This window comes from Paenibacillus sp. fava2, assembly GCF_058313675.1.
In genome coordinates, this window is the sequence record NZ_CM177755.1 from 546340 (window position 1) to 564096 (window position 17757).

Here is a 17757-nt window from a genome sequence, read left to right on the forward strand (position 1 = left end):
CTTTGTGACTTTGCTGTATTGACTTGGGGTTGATGCCGAGTAGAATGAAGCCAATGCCGCATCGAAGGAGTGTTACCACCCCCATGAACATCATGAGAAACAGGCTGCCCGGTACCCGTCCCAAACGAATCCGCAAAGCTTCAGTCCACCGCAACAATCTAAGAATTGCTACAATTGAAGGAATTCCCTCAACTATTTTTCAGGTACTGCTGCAAGGGCAGTTTTTGACGGGATTTCTGCTGTACTTAGGAGCAAGCTCCAGCCAGATCGGTTTTGTACTTGCTCTGACTACACTGGTTAATATCGCGCAGATCGGCGTAGCCTTCCTGATCCAGAAGCTGCCGAGCCGCAAGTGGGCCATGGTGATATTCACAGGGCTGCACAGGCTGCTCTGGGGCTCGACTGGCCTTGTGCCGTTCCTGTTTCCGAAAGAGCATTGGGTTACCGCATTTATTATTTTGTATACAACCGCTTTTATTTCCAGTACGGCGGGCGGAATGCTGTGGAACTCCGTAATCAGCGACCTCGTTCCTGCGCGGGTAAGGGGACGGTATTTCGGCATACGTAATACCTTTTTGAACGCGCTAGGCAGTCTCGTGATGTATGGGGGCGGCGTTATGCTGGACCGTTATCCCGGAGCCCACGGCTTTCTCATCATTTATATTGTCGTTTGGGTCTGTGCCATCGCCAATATTATCGTTTTCTGCTTTTATCCGGATGTGCCGTTTGAAAAGTCGGAGGAAAAATCATTTTTGCCGATGTTCAGGAAACCGCTTCACGATAAGCTGTTTATGAAATCGACGCTGTTTCTTGCCGCCTGGCTGCTGCTGCAGAACCTTACAGTTCCGCTCTATTCTTACGTCATGCTGCAGCTGCTGAATATTAATTACGAGACGCTTTCGCTTCTTAATGTGTCGCAGACTGTATTCATGATGGCCAGCTTCTATGTCTGGGGGAATCTGAACGCCAGATACAGCAACAAGCGGCTTCTGCTCTGGACACTGCCGATCATTGCGCTGTCCTCGCTGATGTGGGGGATGCTGTCCGTGCTGCCGATGCTGCCGGTCCTGTTTGCTGCCCACATTATTTTCGGTATGGGCGTCGGAGGCTTCAACCAGCTGGCCTTTAACTTTATTATCGGGGATACCCCGAAGAAGGAACGGCCGATGTACATGGCAATGTATGCAGCGCTTACCGGGCTGGCAGCTTTTTTTGGACCGCTGCTCGGGGGCAGAATTTACGAATGGATTGTTGACTGGCCGGAGTGGACGCAAATCTATGGAATGCAGATTGTTGTCGGAGTGCTGATGATCGTCCTTGCTGTGCTGCTGGGCCGCCGGATACTCCGGGATGAATAGCAGCAGCGTCTAGCTGTGAATAACAGGGAAGGGAGAGGATGGAATGGAAAGGATAGCAGTAGTACTTGGAGCTACAGGCCTGGTCGGGGAGGCTGTTACGCGTGAATTACTTGCAGGTGAATGGACTGAGGTGCGTGTACTTGTCCGCCGCAGGCTTGAACTTACGGACTCCAGGCTGAAGCAGATTATAGTGGACTGGGAGCAGCTCGGCCAATATAAGGAACAATTCGCCGGAGCCTATGCCGTGTTCTGTTGTCTGGGTACGACAATTAAAAAAGCCGGCTCACAGGAACAGTTCGAGCGCGTAGACCTGAAGTATCCGCTGGAGGCAGCCGCACTGGCCAGAGCATGCGGGGTAAAGCAGTTTCTGGTTGTCTCCTCCATGGGGGCGAATGCGAAATCCGGCAATTTCTATATCCGGACCAAAGGGCGTGCCGAAGACGGTCTGGCAGCTGCAGGCTTTCATGGACTGCATATCTTCCGCCCTTCTCTGCTGCTGGGCGAGCGTACGGAGTTCAGGCTGGGCGAACGTGCTGGAGCAATTGTCATGAAAGCGCTGGATTTCGCAATGACCGGCAAGCTGGCCCGTTACCGGGCCATTCCCGGAGCCAAGGTGGCCAAGGCCATGGTGAATATCGCTCTGGCGGATACTGGCGGGACGCATATCTATACAAATGAGGTTATTCATGTAATCGGCGGACGCTGACAGGCCGGAAAGTTTGCAATAAACAGAGCCAAGGACGTACAATGGGACATAATCATCTGTACATATTGACAGGAGGAATAAATGATGACTAAAAAGCAGATCGCCACAACAGCGGCACCCGGTGCAATCGGACCGTACAGCCAGGCTATCGCCGCCGGCAATTGGGTATATACTTCCGGACAGCTTGGCCTGAACCCGGAGACGGGGGAGCTTGCTGAAGGTGTACAGGAGCAGGCCCGCCAGTCGCTCAACAATGTGAAGGCCATTCTTGAGGAAGCCGGCGCTTCCATGGAGCATATTGTGAAGACGACCGTTTATCTGAAGGACATGAACGATTTCGCAGCTGTTAATGAGGTGTACAGCTCCTTCTTTACCGAGCCCTATCCTGCCCGCAGTGCGGTTGAGGTAGCGCGTCTGCCGAAGGATGGTCTGGTTGAGATTGAAGCAGTGGCACGCAAAAAATAAACATGAAGATAAAACCGCTGAACCGGCAAAACCGGGACAGCGGTTTTTTTTTGTGCTGGCAAGCCTACATTTAGCTTAAGCTCTCCTGCGCTGCGGCGTAAGCGCAAGCCACAGGCTGTACAGCAGGAGGAGGCCGGCAGCAATCGAAGCGGTGAGGAAGACATTATCTGTATCCCGCTGCTCCAGGGCGATTGCAATAAAGGCCCATACAAATACCAGCGGGAAGATGCTGTCACGGTACGGGTAGCTGACCAGTACAGCAAGCAGCGTAGCGACAACAAGCATGATGACCGCCCACACCGTGCCGTCCAGGCCGAATCCGCCCCAGTCATTTTTCTTCAGCACGACAGAAACATTTACGATGGTGGCGACAGAGATCCAGGCGAGATAGATGCTGAACGGCAGCCGGATCAGCCAGCGTTCGCCCGTAGTCGGACGGTCGATTCTTCTGGTTTTGCGGTAAACGACGATCAGAGAGATCAGCAGCAGCACCATAGCGGCGAGTGAAAGTTCGATATATAAATAGTGCCACAGAATCAGCCAGCTCATATTGAAGATACAGGTGAGGATGAACCAGATGCCGATGGACTGTACCGAATCCCTGGAGCCGCTGTCCGAGCGGAACTGGTAGATCACAAAACCGGCGAGCAGAAGGTAAATGAGAGACCAGATGGAAAAAGCGTAGCCGGCCGGGGTAAGGTACGTATGATATTTGTCTGAGATTTCACGGGTGCTGTTGCCGCCCAGCGGCAGGGCTACAGACAGCGTATTAACAAGGATAACGCCGAGGTAGAACAGCAGGTTCCACCACTTCAACGGATTGCTTCGCGTCATGATCGATTCACTCCCTAAGCTTTGTATTTTAGATGTGAGGTCTTGACCTACATAGAATATACCCGCTTTAGTTGCAGTTCAGACCAACTTCGGCAAAAAAAATGACCTGCAGGTCATAAAAATCACGGATAGCCTGCCGTAAAGTCGGGGTAATATGTATTTATTACGAGAAGGTATACGCGAGGAGGGGGAAAGCAAAGATGGAGAGCAGTGAAGCAATCCGCCCTGAAAAAATGGGGCCGCTGGTCATGACGGAAACCTGGAATACCCCGGGCAGTGTAGAGTCCTGGGAGCGCTCGGAGAGCATTTATATCGTCCGCGGTGAGTGTGCAGGCATCGCCTTTGTCTTTTTAAATGATGAGATCTTCCGGATGAAGCTGTTTCACGGCCAGGTGCCTGATCTGACGACAACGCCGGCTGTACTCGCGGAAAGCTGCATACCGCATCTGTTTCCGGTGGAGGAGGATGAGGATCAGCTGGTTTTTACGACCAGCTGCATCCGGCTGATTATAGAGAAGACTTCTTTTCTGATCCGGGTGGAGAATCATGCGGGCGATGTGATCATGCAGCAGAACCTGACCAGCTGGAATCCCCGCGGGGCCAGTCATGCGGAATATGATATGCAGCCGGACTCCCATTTTTACGGGCTGGGTGAGAAGTCGAGCTTCCTTGATAAGCGCGGGGAACGCTATACGAACTGGAATACGGATGTGTTCGCCCCCCATCTGCCCGAAATTGAGGCCCTGTATGAATCCATTCCGCTGCTGATCCATATGCACGGTGAGCTTACTTACGGCTTGTTCCTGGATAACACGGGCCGCAGTGACTTTGATATGCGCTCGCATGGGGTGGCGTTCACGGTTGGCTGCTCCACAGGGGCTTATGATATTTATTTTATTAACGGGCCTGAGATGAAGGATGTTGTCAAAAGATACACTGCCCTCACCGGACGGATCGCTCTTCCGCCAAAATGGTCCATCGGCTATCACCAGTCACGCTACAGCTATATGAATCAGCAGGAGGTGCTGCAGCTGGCCCGGACCTTCCGCGAGAAGAATATTCCCTGCGATGTTATCTATCTGGACATTCATTATATGGACGAGTACCGGGTATTCACCTTCGATCCGGTTAACTTTCCTGAGCCGCAGAAGATGATTGCCGAGCTGGGCGAGCTGGGTGTGCGCATTGTGCCGATCGTGGATCCCGGAGTCAAAAAAGACCCCAAATACGAGGTATACAAGGAAGGTGTGCTGAACAAGCATTTTTGCCGGAGGCTGGAGGGGGATATCTTTTTTGGCGAGGTCTGGCCCGGCATCAGTGCTTTCCCGGATTTCAGCGACAGCCGGACTGCGGAGTGGTGGGGGGATCTGCATAAGTATTACACGGATCTCGGCATTCAGGGCATCTGGAATGATATGAATGAGCCGGCGGTATTTAATGAGTCGAAAACGATGGACCTCGATGTCATGCACTTCAATGACGGACGTCCGGTCACCCATGAGGAATACCACAATCTGTACGGGATGATGATGTCAAAAGCGACCTATGAGGGGCTGGCGGAGCATATGGCGGGGGAGCGTCCTTTTGTGCTGACCAGAGCCGGCTACGCAGGCATTCAGCGGTATGCTGCAGTATGGACCGGGGATAACCGCAGCTTCTGGGAGCATATGGCCATGGCCATGCCGATGGTGCTGAATATGGGGCTGTCGGGGCTGGCCTTTGCCGGTCCGGATATCGGCGGCTTTGCCCATCACACTTCGGCACAGCTGCTGGTGCGGTGGACGCAGATGGGGGTGTTCTTCCCGTACTGCCGCAATCACTCCTCCATCGGTACGCTGCGACAGGAGCCCTGGTCGTTCGGAGAAGAGGTCGAGGGCATTCTGCGTGAATTTATCGGTCTGCGCTACCGCTGGATGCCGCATATTTATAATTTGTTCCACGAAGCCGAAATGTGCGGGCTGCCGGTGATCCGGCCGCTCATTCTGGAGTATCCGCGTGATCCCCATGTGACCAACCTGTGTGACCAGTTCCTGCTTGGTGACAACGTGCTGATCGCTCCGGTCTACCGTCCGGATACCGATCACCGCTCGGTGTACCTGCCGGAAGGCTGCTGGCTGGATTACTGGGACGGTGAGGTGCATGAGGGAGGGAAACATATCCTTGCGGCAGCACCGCTGCACATTATGCCGATGTATGTGAAGGCGGGCAGCTTTACGGCGGAGGGCCCTCTGAAGCAATATGCTCAGGAAGAAACTGCGGAGACGGTTATTTTCCACTTGTACGGGGCTAAAGCGGAGGAAGACTTCACGGCATCGTTTACGCTGTATGAGGATGACGGGCATAGCTTTGCGTACCGCAAAGGGGCCTTTTCGCAGATCGCAGTGGAGGCACAAGGGACCGGAGACGGGCTACAGCTGAACTGGTCTTATAAGACTGATGCCTACAAGCCCCATCGGGAGATGCTGCGCTTCGCACTCTGTTATCCTTTCTTCCCGGCTGATGATGTAGACGGGCTGCCTGAGATCAGTCTGGATGAGCTGAAGGAAGGACGCAGGGGCTGGGCGCGCAACGGCAAAAGCGGCGCAATCATTATCCAGGTTCCGGATGAGCGGAGCGGCGGAGAGCTGCGGATCAGAGCTGGGAACTGAGGAAACAGATTAGGGCTGCCTTTTTAGAGGCGGCTCTTTTGCTGCGTCTTGCTGTGGAATTTTATTGAAAATAATCCAATCATCCCTTTGCGGAAGCCGGAGCAGACATGATACATTTCAATTTCTATATTAAATTGCAGAAAATATTGCAGAAACGTTTTTAAATCACGGCTTTTTCGTATAAGATGAAGGGATGAAGAATTTGTTTCGGTTCAAAATCTATATCTCGCGGAGAAGGATACAGTCCACCGGAGGGGACGGGCTGGCTCTTTCTGTTTGCTCAAGGACAGGAGATCACCAATGATTAAGCATCTGTATGCAATATGGCTGGGGGACGTTTTATTTTGCTTCTCTGGTGAAACCTCGGAACCCAAGGTTGACGCGTGGACACGCGTGGTCAAGAAGCTGGAGCTCCGGGGCGGTGGGCGTCCTTTCGCGGGTGCTGCACTGCGGCTGGCAGAAGTAAAATATCCGGTGGCAGCTGCTGCGGAAGGGAAAACGGCGCGGCGCGGTTTGCCGGGGCGGACGCTTGAAGGACTGGCGCTGGGGCCGAAGGAAGCCTTCGACCTGCTGCTTGTCTGGGACGATGAGCTGTGCCGTGCCCAGGGTGTCGAAGCTGGAGGCGAAATGCGCTATTGGGCGGCTGCGGCCCGGTTTGCGCTGGAGCTGATGGCTACGGGAGCGATAGTGCCCGGCGCGATGCCGCCCCGCCCGATCGGCACGCGGCGCCGCGGCGGCGAGCAGGCGGCTTCCGCCTGCTGGTTCCCGGCCTTCCGTCAGGATGCGGATAAGGAGTTCTTTCTGCAGCTGGCGGCATCCATGCCGGTGCTGGCGCTCGGAGCCCATGTTGCCGAGGAAGGGGATCTGACTTCGCGTGAAGATGCAGGGGGATATGTACTGTATTCCTTCTTGCAGGCAGTGATAACTGCCGAGATCAAAAAAATAATTGCCGGCTCCGAAAGTGAGCTCGGTCCATATAAAGCAAATTACCGCCGCGGCTATTCCCCGCTGACTGAGCTATGGTGGAACAGCCTGCTCACGGGCAGCCGGGAGATTCCGGTCCAGGGAACACCGGCGGAGGTATCCGAGCTGCTGGCTGAAGTGAACGGAACCCTGGCGGGCGGAATGCCGCGGGCCCAAGCGGAGGAAGAGCAGACCGGCCAGCTCGGTCTGGGCCTGCGTCTGGAACCGCCGGCGGACGAGAGTGAGCTGTGGCAGCTGACCTTCTGGGCGGAGAGCCGTGAGGAAGGGGAATTCTGGCTTCCGGCTGCAGCCATCTGGAGCAGCCCGGAGCGCGAGTTCACCCTTTGGGGCAAGCGGTACCGGAATATCCAGCAGCAGCTGCTGAATGCGCTGGGCCGCGCCGCAAGAATATCGCCTGATATTCAGAGGGCGCTTAACATCCCTGCACCGACGGGAGCGGAGCTTGAGCCGGAGCGCCTTTATTTCTTTTTGAAGGAGAGTGTGCAGCAGCTGCGTGAATGGGGCGTTACGGTGCAGATGCCTTCGCGCTGGAGCCGGGAGGGGCGCCGCCGGGTCGGAATGCGGATGAAAATGCAGCTTCCGCAGGGCAGCATGGACGGACCTGTCCAGCCCTCGCTGGGGATGGAGGAGCTTATCTCCTTCCGTATCGAGGCTTCGCTTGGCGACAATCCGATCAGTGAAGAGGAGCTGAATGCGCTGGTTGAGGCGGGAGTGCCGTTTGTGCGCTTCCGGGGCGAGTGGATCGAGGTCGATCCCAAGGAAATCCGCCAGGTGCTGAGATACATGAAACGCCATGAGGGCGGGGAAATGCCGGCTGCAGACTGGATGCGCCTGGAGGCTGAGGACGGGGAGGAACGGCTCTGGAAGGGCATGTCGGTCACAGGGATGGAGACCTCCGGCCTGCTGGCATCGCTCATGCACGGGGATGTTCTGCGGAGCCTGCCGGTGCGGTCAGTGCCGGATGGCCTGCAGGGAACGCTGCGGCCCTATCAGGAGCGCGGCTATCAATGGCTGGCTGCACTCAGCGGCCTGGGCTTCGGAGTGTGCCTGGCCGACGACATGGGCCTGGGCAAGACGATCCAGGTCATTGCCTGCCTGATGGACCGGGCGCTGAGCGCTCCGGCAGAATTCCGGAATAAGCCGGCGCTGATTCTTTGCCCGACCTCGCTCCTGGGGAACTGGCAGCGTGAGCTGCAGCGTTTTGCCCCGTCGCTGAGTGTGCATATTCATCACGGTGGGAGGCGGATACGCGGAGAAGGCTTCGCGGAGCTTGCCGCCAGCCATGAAATTGTGCTGACTACCTATCATCTGGCCGGCCGGGACAGCGAGGATCTGGCTGCGGTACGCTGGTCTACGGTCGTACTGGATGAGGCGCAATATATCAAGAATCACCGGACCAAGCAGGCACAGAGCGTAATGAAGCTGTCTGCCCCGTACCGGATTGCCATGACAGGCACGCCCGTCGAGAACCGGCTGGGTGAGCTCTGGTCGATTTTTCACTTTTTGAATCCCGGGTATCTGGGCTCCTACCACTCCTTCCGCCAGCGTTATGTGTCCGGGGAAGGCGGGGAACGGCTGCAGGAGCTGCACCGGCTCGTGTCACCGTTTCTGCTCCGCAGGCTCAAGAGTGATCCCGATATCTCGAAGGACCTGCCGGAGAAGCTGGAGCTGAAATCGTACTGCCCGTTAACAGAGACGCAGGCGGTGCTGTATCAGGGGGTAGTGGATGAGATGCTTGGCGTAATCGGCGAGCGCTCCGGCATGGCCCGGCGCGGTCTCGTTCTGTCCTCGCTGACCAAGCTGAAGCAGATCTGCGATCATCCTCAGCTGTTCCGCAGGGAAGAAGGGCGGAGCGGGCGAAGTGAGCAGTCAGGCAAAATGGAAGTCATGTTCGAGGTGCTGGACAGCATTGCCGAGCTGGGCGAGTCGGCGCTGATTTTCACCCAATATGTATCAATGGGAGAGCTGCTCGTCAGCCGTCTTGCCAAAAGATACGGCCAAACCCCGCTGTTCCTGCATGGCGGTATCCCGAAACGGGAGCGGGATGAGATGGTCCATGCGTTCCAGGAGGGCGAGGGGCCGGCGTTCTTCGTGCTTTCCCTCAAAGCAGGCGGCGTCGGGCTAAATCTCACCCGGGCCAACCATGTCGTGCATTATGACCGCTGGTGGAATCCGGCTGTTGAGAACCAGGCGACCGACCGGGCTTTCCGGATCGGCCAGCACAAAAATGTACAGGTGCACAAGCTGATCTGTCAGGGCACACTGGAGGAACGGATTGACGAGCTGATAGAGCGCAAAAAAAATCTGTCCGAGCAGGTCGTCGGCTCCGGGGAGAACTGGCTGACAGAGATGTCCAATCATGAGCTGCAGGAGCTGATTGAGCTTCAGGATCAGGACTGGATGTAGAGCGGTAAGTAAAGGGGGATCTGACAATGGGCAAGCTGCCGGAACAGAGGCTTATAATTGAAGCCGGAATGCTGAAAATATTGCCTGGGCAAGGAATGGTGCCGGAGGACGGTGCCGGCATTAGCAGCAGTGCTGATACAGCTTCCGCACTCTCTTGGGCGGTTCCGCAGTGGGATCCGGTACAGAAGGATAAGGTGCTGCGTCAGCTTGCCGGGCAGCCCGGAGAGCTGTATGACCTGCTGCAGGGAAAAAGCACCGGAAGTATGGCAGAGCTTCAGCTCCTGCCTCCCGGGCTGGAACGGGCAGATTCCGGCTCAGAGACAGATGCGGTGCTGCCCGGATGGGCCAGAAAGCAGCTGCTGGAAGAGCCGCTGCTGGGGTTCAGGCTGCGCGGGATGAGCAAGGAGGAGCTGCTGGGGGGAGTATTTGCCCTGTGGGCAGAGGAAGAATATATTCAGCAGGACGAAGGCAGTGCCGCTCCTGCCGGCATGCTGGCGGCAGAGCTGGCAAGGCTGGAACGGAAGGGGCCGGCGGTTACTACAGGGGAATGGCTGGCGGAAGCGGCGGCCGAGGGCTCGCTGCATCAGCCGGGACCCCTGTTTCACGAGCTGGCCTCCAGGCCGTTCCCGGCCTCGACGGCAGTGGCCCGGCCGGACGAAGACTGGCTGAAGCTGCTGCCGAATACGCCCAGGGCAGGCGAAGGCCTTGTCCTGATTATGCGCAAGGCGGCTGAATCGGCTAGGCGCCGCGCATCGGAGCCGGGCAGGCAGTAACGGCGGGCGGGAGCATCGCGTCAGACACACAAAACAAGGCAGTGCCAGGGAAGCTCTTCAGCTGTCCGGCACTGCCTTGTTCTATTTGTGGCTTAGCCCGCTGCATCAGCCGGACTTCCGCTATCCTTATTCTTCCGCCAGCTTATCCGCACCACGGCTTCCTTCAGACAGCTCAAGAATTTCGCGGCGCAGGCGGAGCATCTTCTGGTCCAGTTCATCAGCCGCACGCGCGGCCTCCTTCAGCTCCTCGGCTACATGCGGCGGAAGCTGCTTGTCGAATTTATAGTAAAGAATATGCTCCATGCTGGCCCAGAAATCCATTGCCAGCGTCCGAAGCTGTATCTCTGCCTTAACCCAGCGCGTCCCTTCGAGCAATACGAGGGGAATCGCTACGATAACATGCAGGCTCTGATATCCGTTCGGCTTCGGCTGGGCGATGTAATCCTTGATCTCGAGCACCCGCAGATCCTCCCGGACGCACAGATGATCCACCAGCCGGTAAATATCCTTCACAAAAGCACAGACAATCCGCATCCCGGCGATATCATGAATGTGCTGCTCCATATTTTCAAGGGTGAAGGGATGCCCCTTGCGTTCCATCTTGCGCAGAATGCTCTTCGGCTCTTTTATACGTGATTTGACATGCTCGATCGGGCTGTAGCCGTCACGGACCTGCCATTCTGTCTTGACTACATCAATTTTATTCTCAAGCTCGTTCAAGGCATGGCGGTAAAGCGCAGGCAATGTCTTGAGATCCTCCAGCTTTCCGGCAAAATCCTCGCTGCTCTGCCACTGCTTCATATCCTTTACATGCACCTGTAGCTGATTCAGCGTAACTTGCGTACTATCGTCTTCTTTCACTGATACTCTCCCGGGTTTCATTATTTGTGACTGTTTTATTTTAACCGATTTTATGCCCTGGAAGCAAAACAAATGCCGCTCCCGGCTGAAAGCCGGTACAACAGAACAAGGCCGCGGGAAGCGGTTACATAAAAAGCGGAAACATTCTTTGCGCGGCAGCGTATTAGCATACATATCCTGAATGTACGGTGTTTTATTTATTCATAGGTGAACCTCCATCATATCCCTTGTCCTCATAACCGGTATTTTCGAGTTTGGCCAGGACACCGAGCTGTCTAATCGTCTGCTGTGTCTCCCCGCTTCCCACCTGGTAAAGATACCGGTAGAGCCGGATGGTCCCGTCATCAAACTGGTCTGCAGCGTCATCATGATCGGCGGATTTGTAAGGCACGGCGGCACGGCGGAAGGCGTATTCGTCTCCGCTTGCCAGATTGTCCAGAAGCTCCTGAAGCACTGTCAGCTCATCAGGGGTAACCTGCACCTCGAATTCACCCGATTCACCGGGTACGTCCTGAATCAGTCCATGACTGACAGATACGAAATAACTTTTCCGTTGTTCGTCCGGCAAGTTGATTCCCTCCCTCATTTTTGCGGTTAAGGTTTGCTTGCAGGTGATTTTTTACTAATATACACAGAACGACAAATAATGAATCTATTCGAGACATTTGGTATGATAGAAGCACGTTTTAAGGTTACAGAGTATTACATAGGCTTCTAATGAAGCTTTACGGCTAATTAACAGCCCTATTCTCATCTGGAGAAGGAGGAACTATGATGAATTTTCTGCAACGTATCAAAGACAGTGCCAGCCGGGTGAGTGAAAAAGCGCAAAGCTCGGTAGAGATCGGTAAGCTTAACGGGCATATTTCCGATATTGAACGCGAGATGGAACTCGAATTTATGAAAATGGGCCAGCTGTTCTATGAAGGCTACCGTTCGCGTGACATGTCGGTGGCTGAAGGCAAGATGGTGGAGCTGTCCAAGGTCTGCCTGAAGCATCAGGAGCAGATTGATGAGCTGCGCCACAGAATTGCCGAGCTCAAAAATGAGCGGCTCTGCGTGTGCGGCAATGTGGTCGCACTGGATGCCAATTTCTGCCCGAAGTGCGGGCATAAGCTGGAGGAGCCGGCCAAAAAAGAAGCCCCGGCCGTAACAATCCGTAAAATACATGAGGATGAGGAAGACGAGTTTTACGGTGAGGATGAACTGACTGAGGAAGAAAAGGAGCTGGCGCTCCGGTCAGAGCCGCGGACCGTATATACAGAAGTGCTGTATGATTCCAAGGAGTCTGAGCCGCAGGATTACGCCGGGCATAAACCTGAAGCTGAACGTGAACGCCGGGAAGCGGATGAGCTTGAGCGGGAGCGTGAACGCCAGCTTGAGCTGGACCGCCGGATCCGCGACTGGAAAGGCGGGGGGCTGTCGGAGGAAGCAGCGGCCTACAGCGAAGAAGGAGTGCGGGATATGGTCAAATGCCAGATTTGCCGGGCGGATCTGCCCAAGGGCTCAATGTGGTGCCCGCGCTGCGGCTCTGAACAAATCTAGGCACAGCGGTACAACAGGTTAAAGGTGCAACACCGAACCGCAGATTCACAGATTGAGTTTGTAGGCATACTAGGAGGACAACATAGATGGAACAGTTGCTGCTGCATCTGCGCAATTTGGGGTTCACAGAGATGGAATCCAAGATTATGGTTGAGCTGGCTACCAAGGGAGAAGCCTCGGGCTACGAAGTGGCTAAGCAGCTCGGCGTATCCAGATCCAATGTGTACGCGGCGCTTCAGCGCCTGACACAGCAGGGGTATGTACGCTGCGGCGAAGGGGAGCCGGCCCGCTACAGCGTGCTGGACCCGGAGGAGCTTGCCACGATGATTTCCGGCCGGGTGCAGGCCTCGCTGGCTTTTGTAGAGAGCGAAATGCCCCGCGGCGGTCCTGTCAGCCAGTCGTTCTACAATATTGAAGGGGACCGCAATATGCTGGGGGCACTCACCCGCCAGCTGAATCTGGCCGAGAAGGAAATAGTGGTCGATGTATGGCGGGAGGAAGCCTCCCTGCTGCGCAGCGAGCTGGAACAGGCGGAACGGCGCGGCGTGAAGCTGCTGTGGGCTTTTGACGGCGGCAATACGGCTGCTGCCCCTTACCCGGTATGGCCGCCGCTTGGCGGCAAGCCGCGACGGAGCGGAGGAAGAAAGTTTTCTTTTGTCATCGACCGGAGCTGGTGCATGCTGGGGATGCGCTATGAGGACGGCACAGCCCAGGCGGTGGTGACCGAGCATGAAGTGCTGGTCGAGCTGCTGCTTAACCACTTCTCACAGGAAATGGTGCTCTTCGAGCTTGAAGAGGACATGGGGGCTGAGCTGACCAGACGCTACGGTGACCGCTACAGCCATATTTACAGCAAATATGTGATGCAAGAGAAGGAACATGATACAGACGGGGAGTCTGACCCGGAGGATTCCGGGGATAGCCGGGAAGAGTAGCGGATATGGCCCGGGCGAGACTATGCTAGGGAGGTGATAAGCGTGGAATGTATTGTTCATTTTGATGTACAGCATCCCGAAGGTCCCAAGTCGCTGCGGGGTCTGCTGTTCCTGGATGAGGGCAAGGTGCCGGGGGAGAAAGAGCTGGTGGAGATGTTCAAGGATATGAAGTTCAATGTCCGGCTGGCTGACCGCGACAAGCTGATCTTCAAACCGGTCAACGCCGGCGAATCCTATTCCGAAATCCGGATTACAAGCTACGACGGCGGAAAGCAGGGCAGTAAGGAGGATCATGATCTGAAGTCGATCGTGGGTAATCTGCTGCCGCAGAAGCCGTCCGGCCTGTAGGACAGGGTTAGTAAAGGCAGGGTCCATGGGAATATGAGAAGAAAAGAGGGAGCACGGATGGAGTTATTGAGACGCAAGGTCTTGGATGAAGGAATTGTTCTCGGTCAGGGAGTGCTCAAGGTGGATTCTTTTCTGAATCACCAGATGGACCCTTTTCTGATGCGTGAGGTGGGCCGCGAGTTCACCCGCCGTTTTGACGGTGAAGCTATTACCAAGGTGCTGACGATTGAATCCTCGGGCATTGCCCCAGGGATTATGACGGCCCTTACGCTTGAGGTGCCGCTGATTTTTGCCCGCAAGCAGAAATCGCTGACGCTGACGGAGGATATCTATGTCGAAACTGTCTACTCTTTTACCAAAAGAGAGAGCAACGACATCACCGTCTCCAAAAAGTTCATCGCACCGGGTGAGCATGTGCTGATTGTGGATGACTTTCTGGCCAACGGTGAGGCGGCCTTCGGGCTGGCCCGGATCGTGGAGCAGGCCGGGGGTACAGTAGCCGGTATCGGCATCGTGATCGAAAAAGCCTTCCAGCCGGGCAGCAAGCTGCTCAAGGAAGCGGGCTACCGCGTGGAATCGCTGGTGCGCATCGCTTCCCTGGAGGACGGCGTCATCTCGTTTGTAGAGGAAGAAGACGGGCAGGCGGATTAGAGCACATAAGCTGTACGGGAAGGGTTACACATACTTTTGAGAAAAAGAGGACTCCGGGCTTTAGCTGGCCGGGGTCCTCTTTCTTTGGGTTTGGAGTGGTGCGTTTGCGGGAATGCGGCCGGTTTGCGTGCTAAACGCATTAGAACAGGGAGACGCGGCTTCGGCGGCTTGGCAATCAGGTGGATTATCGACATCTAATGCTGGCATATTTCATGATTTTCATTCTAATTGTAATTCCCGGTAATTGGGGCAAGAATTAGATGGCGAATTTCCATTTAGCTGGCTGGCGGCCTCCGGCTATCCCGGCATCAGGCCGCCTGCCAGCTTGGCGCGGTAAGTTTTTACCTGCAGATTGGCTTAAACAGTTCCGTTATTTAGACATCTGCCAGGCAGGCTTAGCTGTAAGTGAGCCGTTAAATCCGCGCTGGCGGAGGTGTCTGGCAAGATTGTCTGCCAGCTGAATCCGCTCCCGGCCATCTGAGCCTTCGACGCCTGTGCCAGCTGCTCCGCCCGCTGGCTCAAGCCAGGCTCAGCCGCTTGCCCGGCAGGAGCCGCCCTCCGCCGCTGCAGCCAGCGGCGACAGCACGCGCAGCGCGCCGGGCTCGCAGCGGACGGCCAGCGGCGCCGTGCCCAGCGGCTCGCCGTCGCCGATGGCGTGGCGCGGCTGCGCGAAGCGGACCGCTACGCTGCGGCCGCGCAGCATCGTCACGAAGGGCAGCGCCACATGCGTGCCCTTCAGCAGCGTCGGGAACAGCCGCAGCACCTGCGCGCGGCTGCACCCGTGCACGACGCAGACGTCGAGCCGGCCGTCGCCGCTCTCCGCCTGCGGGCAGATCAGCAGCCCGCCGCCATAGCTTGGCAGATTGCAGACCGCGACGAGCCAGGCCTGGTCAAAGGCCTGCTCTTTGCCGTCGAGGGTCACGCTCACGCGGCAGGGCTTAAAGGTGATCAGCGTATGCAATATGCCGATGATATAGGCCAGCTGCCCGGCGCCGACGGCATTGCACAGCCGCTTATAGCGGCTGTTATTCACGTTCACGGCGACCTGGGCATCAAAGCCGCTGGCGACGGCGGTCAGCGTCAGGCCGCCCGTACCGGCCAGCAGATCCGCCTCCAGGCAGCGGTCCTGCAGCGCGGCGTCCAGCGCAGCTTCCGTGTCCAGCGGGATGCCGAAGCCGCGCGCCGTGTCATTGCCCGAGCCGGCGGGAATCACGCCCAGCGGGACGCCCCGGCGCCGCAGCGCGCCAAGCACGCTGTGGATCGTGCCGTCTCCGCCGATCAGGATGGCGGCGCGCCAGTCCTCACGGCGGGCGAGGGCATGCAGCACCTGCGCCTCAGCCTGTTCGGCGCTCTTGGTAAATAGCGCTTCATAGGCAATGCCGCGTGCTTTCAACATGGCTTCGGCGTTCAGCCAGGTCCGCTGGCCGGCACCGCCGCCGGAACGGGGATTTATAATCAATAAGTACATGGATGCTCCTCCAGCCTGCAGATTCCTGTATGTCCTGATTCCATTGTACGGAGTAGACAGGGAAAAGGGAATCACTATTACACTGTCTGCAGCTGGAGTAACCGGTTACAGCTGGCGGAGCTGGCTCTCCGCAAGATCGCCTGCCCAGGGAAGCTTATACCACCTGCCGCCCAGAGAATGAAACAGCATCAGCAGCCAGACGGAAAAGGCGATCAGCGAGAGGACCGCTCCGATAAATCCGCCGATCAGCGGAATGAATCCGCTGATCACATGGGCGACCATCAGCACGCCGAACGTAATCAGCGACTGCAGCGCATGGAAGAGCACGAAACGGCTGCGCTTCTCCAGCGCCAGGAACACGACGGGGCCAACAAAGGGGAAAAAATAACAGACAGCAGCAGCGATATTCTCGGGCAGGCCGGTCGATGATTTGAAAGGGGACATAGCGCTCACTCCTTATACTTGGAGAAGAAGGCGGAGAGCAGGCGTCCTGCGCTTCCTCCGGGACGCTTTCCCTGAACCTTCCTTATTAGGAGACTATGATTCGACGGTACAAAGTATGTGAAGGAAGCTTCAGGGATTCATTGCCGGAATGATATGCTGTTCAATCAGCCGGCGCGGATTCCTCCAGCGGTTTACTGTACTTTCGGCGGTAAAGATCACTGCGCCATCCAGCTCCGGCAGCAGCCAGAGCTGCTGGCCTCCGTGCCCGTGGGCAAGCCGGTAGGGCTGGCTGTTCATGCGGCCGTTCCAGAACTGGTAGCCGTAGTTCCCGTAGGCGGGGTAACCGTCAGTTTGGGGCTGAAAGGACGCCTCCAGCCAGTCCTGCGGAACGACCTGCCGCCCGCCGTAGCTTCCTCCGCTGAGCAAACAGATGCCGAGCCTGGCCATATCCCTTGAGGTCAGGTATAGCCCGATGTGGCCCATGCTGTGTCCTTCAGGGCTGGGCAGCCAGGCTGCATGGGCAATGTCCAGCGGACCGAAAAGATGCTCCTTGGCATAGCTGAAGGCATTCAGCCCCGTGCATTCACTGAGGATGACGGAGAGCAGATGGGAGTCGCTGCTGCGGTACTGGAAAAGGCCGATCTTAGCGGCATCCACAGGCAGATTCAATATATAAGTCACCCAGCGGCGGCTGCGCTGCATGTTACGCACCAGCGGTTCGCCGAGCCTGCTGCCGGTTATCCAGCTGAACCCGGAGGTCATAGTCAGCAGATGATGCAGTGTCAGCCGGTTAAGCTGCGGATCTGAACGGGCAGAAAGATAGTGCCGGAGTGTGTCGGCAACAGGAAGGGCTGTGCCGGAAATCTCGCCCCTGGCGATGGCAATACCGGTAAGCAGCGATATGAAGCTTTTGGTTGCGGACCGCAGGTCATTTAGCATACCGGCATGGTGATTCCCGTAATACCGTTCAAATATCAGTTTCCCGTGGCGCACGACAAGCATACTATGCATTTTAGGATATGTTTTGAGAATCGTTTCATGAGCCTGCTCCAGCAGTCCGCCGTCCGTTCCCGTCTCCTCTGGATCAGCAGGCGCCATCTGGGGAGCAGCCACATATGGGGTGCTCAGCAGGGACAGTTGTTTGTTCATAACGTCTCCTTACCTTTCAGCAGGTATTTTTTAGGGGCAGATAGTGTATTTTACCCAAAAGCCCGCTATCTCACCTGCTTGGGGGAGACATAAATATTTGCAAAATTCCATACGCATATTTTACAAGGAAAGGTGGAACTTGGCCTTGAATATGATACAATAAGACGATAAGGCCCGAAAGG

16 protein-coding genes are annotated in these 17757 nt (G+C 56.3%); 10 read left to right on the top strand and 6 right to left on the bottom strand.

The window, feature by feature from the left end; genetic code table 11:
- The first annotated feature begins 83 nt into the window (after positions 1-83).
- The 3 genes from AC4G46_RS02525 (at position 84) to AC4G46_RS02535 (ending at position 2529) form a co-directional block, all read left to right on the top strand.
- Positions 84-1358, top strand: coding sequence for an MFS transporter (locus AC4G46_RS02525; protein ID WP_491126550.1), 1275 nt, complete (start codon positions 84-86; stop codon positions 1356-1358).
- Between the two features lie 43 nt (positions 1359-1401).
- A complete protein-coding gene (locus AC4G46_RS02530) occupies positions 1402-2064 on the top strand; it encodes an oxidoreductase (RefSeq protein ID WP_491126551.1) in 663 nt (220 codons plus the stop codon).
- Between the two features lie 84 nt (positions 2065-2148).
- Positions 2149-2529, top strand: a complete 381-nt coding sequence (locus tag AC4G46_RS02535; RefSeq protein WP_491128772.1) for a RidA family protein — start codon at positions 2149-2151, stop codon at positions 2527-2529.
- Positions 2530-2604: 75 nt separating this feature from the next.
- Here AC4G46_RS02535 and AC4G46_RS02540 read toward each other — a convergent pair whose 3' ends face one another.
- Entirely contained in the window at positions 2605-3363 is a 759-nt protein-coding gene (locus AC4G46_RS02540; protein WP_491126552.1) for a TspO-related membrane protein, read from the bottom strand.
- A gap of 200 nt (positions 3364-3563) precedes the next feature.
- Here AC4G46_RS02540 and AC4G46_RS02545 point away from each other — a divergent pair, with 200 nt between their 5' ends.
- The 3 genes from AC4G46_RS02545 (at position 3564) to AC4G46_RS02555 (ending at position 10174) form a co-directional block, all read left to right on the top strand.
- Positions 3564-6011 carry a glycoside hydrolase family 31 protein gene (locus AC4G46_RS02545; protein WP_491126553.1) on the top strand — a complete coding sequence of 816 codons (2448 nt, stop codon included), beginning with the start codon at positions 3564-3566 and terminating at the stop codon, positions 6009-6011.
- Positions 6012-6311: 300 nt separating this feature from the next.
- On the top strand, positions 6312-9401 hold the full coding sequence (locus AC4G46_RS02550) for a DEAD/DEAH box helicase (protein WP_491126554.1): 3090 nt from the start codon (positions 6312-6314) through the stop codon (positions 9399-9401).
- Between the two features lie 26 nt (positions 9402-9427).
- Positions 9428-10174 carry a hypothetical protein gene (locus tag AC4G46_RS02555; protein WP_491126555.1) on the top strand — a complete coding sequence of 249 codons (747 nt, stop codon included), beginning with the start codon at positions 9428-9430 and terminating at the stop codon, positions 10172-10174.
- Positions 10175-10300: 126 nt separating this feature from the next.
- Here AC4G46_RS02555 and AC4G46_RS02560 read toward each other — a convergent pair whose 3' ends face one another.
- Both AC4G46_RS02560 and AC4G46_RS02565 read right to left on the bottom strand, forming a co-directional pair.
- The gene (locus AC4G46_RS02560) at positions 10301-10975 is read right to left on the bottom strand and encodes a GTP pyrophosphokinase (RefSeq protein ID WP_277471326.1); all 675 of its coding nucleotides are present in this window, start codon (positions 10973-10975) and stop codon (positions 10301-10303) included.
- A gap of 253 nt (positions 10976-11228) precedes the next feature.
- A complete protein-coding gene (locus tag AC4G46_RS02565) occupies positions 11229-11603 on the bottom strand; it encodes a hypothetical protein (protein ID WP_491126556.1) in 375 nt (124 codons plus the stop codon).
- A gap of 206 nt (positions 11604-11809) precedes the next feature.
- On the opposite strand from AC4G46_RS02565, the gene AC4G46_RS02570 reads away from it, so the two are divergent.
- The 4 genes from AC4G46_RS02570 (at position 11810) to AC4G46_RS02585 (ending at position 14514) form a co-directional block, all read left to right on the top strand.
- Positions 11810-12580, top strand: coding sequence for a zinc ribbon domain-containing protein (locus AC4G46_RS02570; protein ID WP_491126557.1), 771 nt, complete (start codon positions 11810-11812; stop codon positions 12578-12580).
- An 86-nt stretch (positions 12581-12666) separates the two neighbouring features.
- The gene (locus tag AC4G46_RS02575) at positions 12667-13515 is read left to right on the top strand and encodes a TrmB family transcriptional regulator (protein ID WP_491126558.1); all 849 of its coding nucleotides are present in this window, start codon (positions 12667-12669) and stop codon (positions 13513-13515) included.
- 42 nt (positions 13516-13557) lie between these two features.
- A complete protein-coding gene (locus AC4G46_RS02580) occupies positions 13558-13863 on the top strand; it encodes a hypothetical protein (protein ID WP_491126559.1) in 306 nt (101 codons plus the stop codon).
- Positions 13864-13920: 57 nt separating this feature from the next.
- The gene (locus AC4G46_RS02585; protein WP_491126560.1) at positions 13921-14514 is read left to right on the top strand and encodes a xanthine phosphoribosyltransferase; all 594 of its coding nucleotides are present in this window, start codon (positions 13921-13923) and stop codon (positions 14512-14514) included.
- A gap of 529 nt (positions 14515-15043) precedes the next feature.
- On the opposite strand, the gene AC4G46_RS02590 is transcribed toward AC4G46_RS02585, so the two are convergent.
- The 3 genes from AC4G46_RS02590 to AC4G46_RS02600 form a co-directional block, all read right to left on the bottom strand.
- A complete protein-coding gene (locus AC4G46_RS02590; protein ID WP_491126561.1) occupies positions 15044-15982 on the bottom strand; it encodes a diacylglycerol/lipid kinase family protein in 939 nt (312 codons plus the stop codon).
- A gap of 105 nt (positions 15983-16087) precedes the next feature.
- Positions 16088-16426 (bottom strand): DUF4870 domain-containing protein, encoded by a 339-nt coding sequence (locus tag AC4G46_RS02595; RefSeq protein ID WP_491126562.1) that lies wholly within the window; start codon positions 16424-16426, stop codon positions 16088-16090.
- Positions 16427-16555: 129 nt separating this feature from the next.
- Positions 16556-17575: a serine hydrolase domain-containing protein gene (locus AC4G46_RS02600; protein WP_491126563.1), complete on the bottom strand. Its 1020-nt coding sequence runs from the start codon at positions 17573-17575 to the stop codon at positions 16556-16558.
- Positions 17576-17757: the final 182 nt, after the last annotated feature.

Bases quoted from the DNA above. Each gene is read 5' to 3' on its own strand.
- AC4G46_RS02530 (WP_491126551.1), top strand. From the start codon at position 1,402: ATGGAAAGGATAGCAGTAGTACTTGGAGCTACAGGCCTGGTCGGGGAG.
- AC4G46_RS02585 (WP_491126560.1), top strand. From the start codon at position 13,921: ATGGAGTTATTGAGACGCAAGGTCTTGGATGAAGGAATTGTTCTCGGT.
- AC4G46_RS02600 (WP_491126563.1), bottom strand. From the start codon at position 17,575: ATGAACAAACAACTGTCCCTGCTGAGCACCCCATATGTGGCTGCTCCC.
- AC4G46_RS02535 (WP_491128772.1), top strand. From the start codon at position 2,149: ATGACTAAAAAGCAGATCGCCACAACAGCGGCACCCGGTGCAATCGGA.
- AC4G46_RS02545 (WP_491126553.1), top strand. From the start codon at position 3,564: ATGGAGAGCAGTGAAGCAATCCGCCCTGAAAAAATGGGGCCGCTGGTC.
- AC4G46_RS02560 (WP_277471326.1), bottom strand. From the start codon at position 10,975: ATGAAGCAGTGGCAGAGCAGCGAGGATTTTGCCGGAAAGCTGGAGGAT.
- AC4G46_RS02550 (WP_491126554.1), top strand. From the start codon at position 6,312: ATGATTAAGCATCTGTATGCAATATGGCTGGGGGACGTTTTATTTTGC.
- AC4G46_RS02590 (WP_491126561.1), bottom strand. From the start codon at position 15,982: ATGTACTTATTGATTATAAATCCCCGTTCCGGCGGCGGTGCCGGCCAG.
- AC4G46_RS02575 (WP_491126558.1), top strand. From the start codon at position 12,667: ATGGAACAGTTGCTGCTGCATCTGCGCAATTTGGGGTTCACAGAGATG.
- AC4G46_RS02540 (WP_491126552.1), bottom strand. From the start codon at position 3,363: ATGACGCGAAGCAATCCGTTGAAGTGGTGGAACCTGCTGTTCTACCTC.
- AC4G46_RS02525 (WP_491126550.1), top strand. From the start codon at position 84: ATGAACATCATGAGAAACAGGCTGCCCGGTACCCGTCCCAAACGAATC.
- AC4G46_RS02595 (WP_491126562.1), bottom strand. From the start codon at position 16,426: ATGTCCCCTTTCAAATCATCGACCGGCCTGCCCGAGAATATCGCTGCT.
- AC4G46_RS02570 (WP_491126557.1), top strand. From the start codon at position 11,810: ATGAATTTTCTGCAACGTATCAAAGACAGTGCCAGCCGGGTGAGTGAA.
- AC4G46_RS02555 (WP_491126555.1), top strand. From the start codon at position 9,428: ATGGGCAAGCTGCCGGAACAGAGGCTTATAATTGAAGCCGGAATGCTG.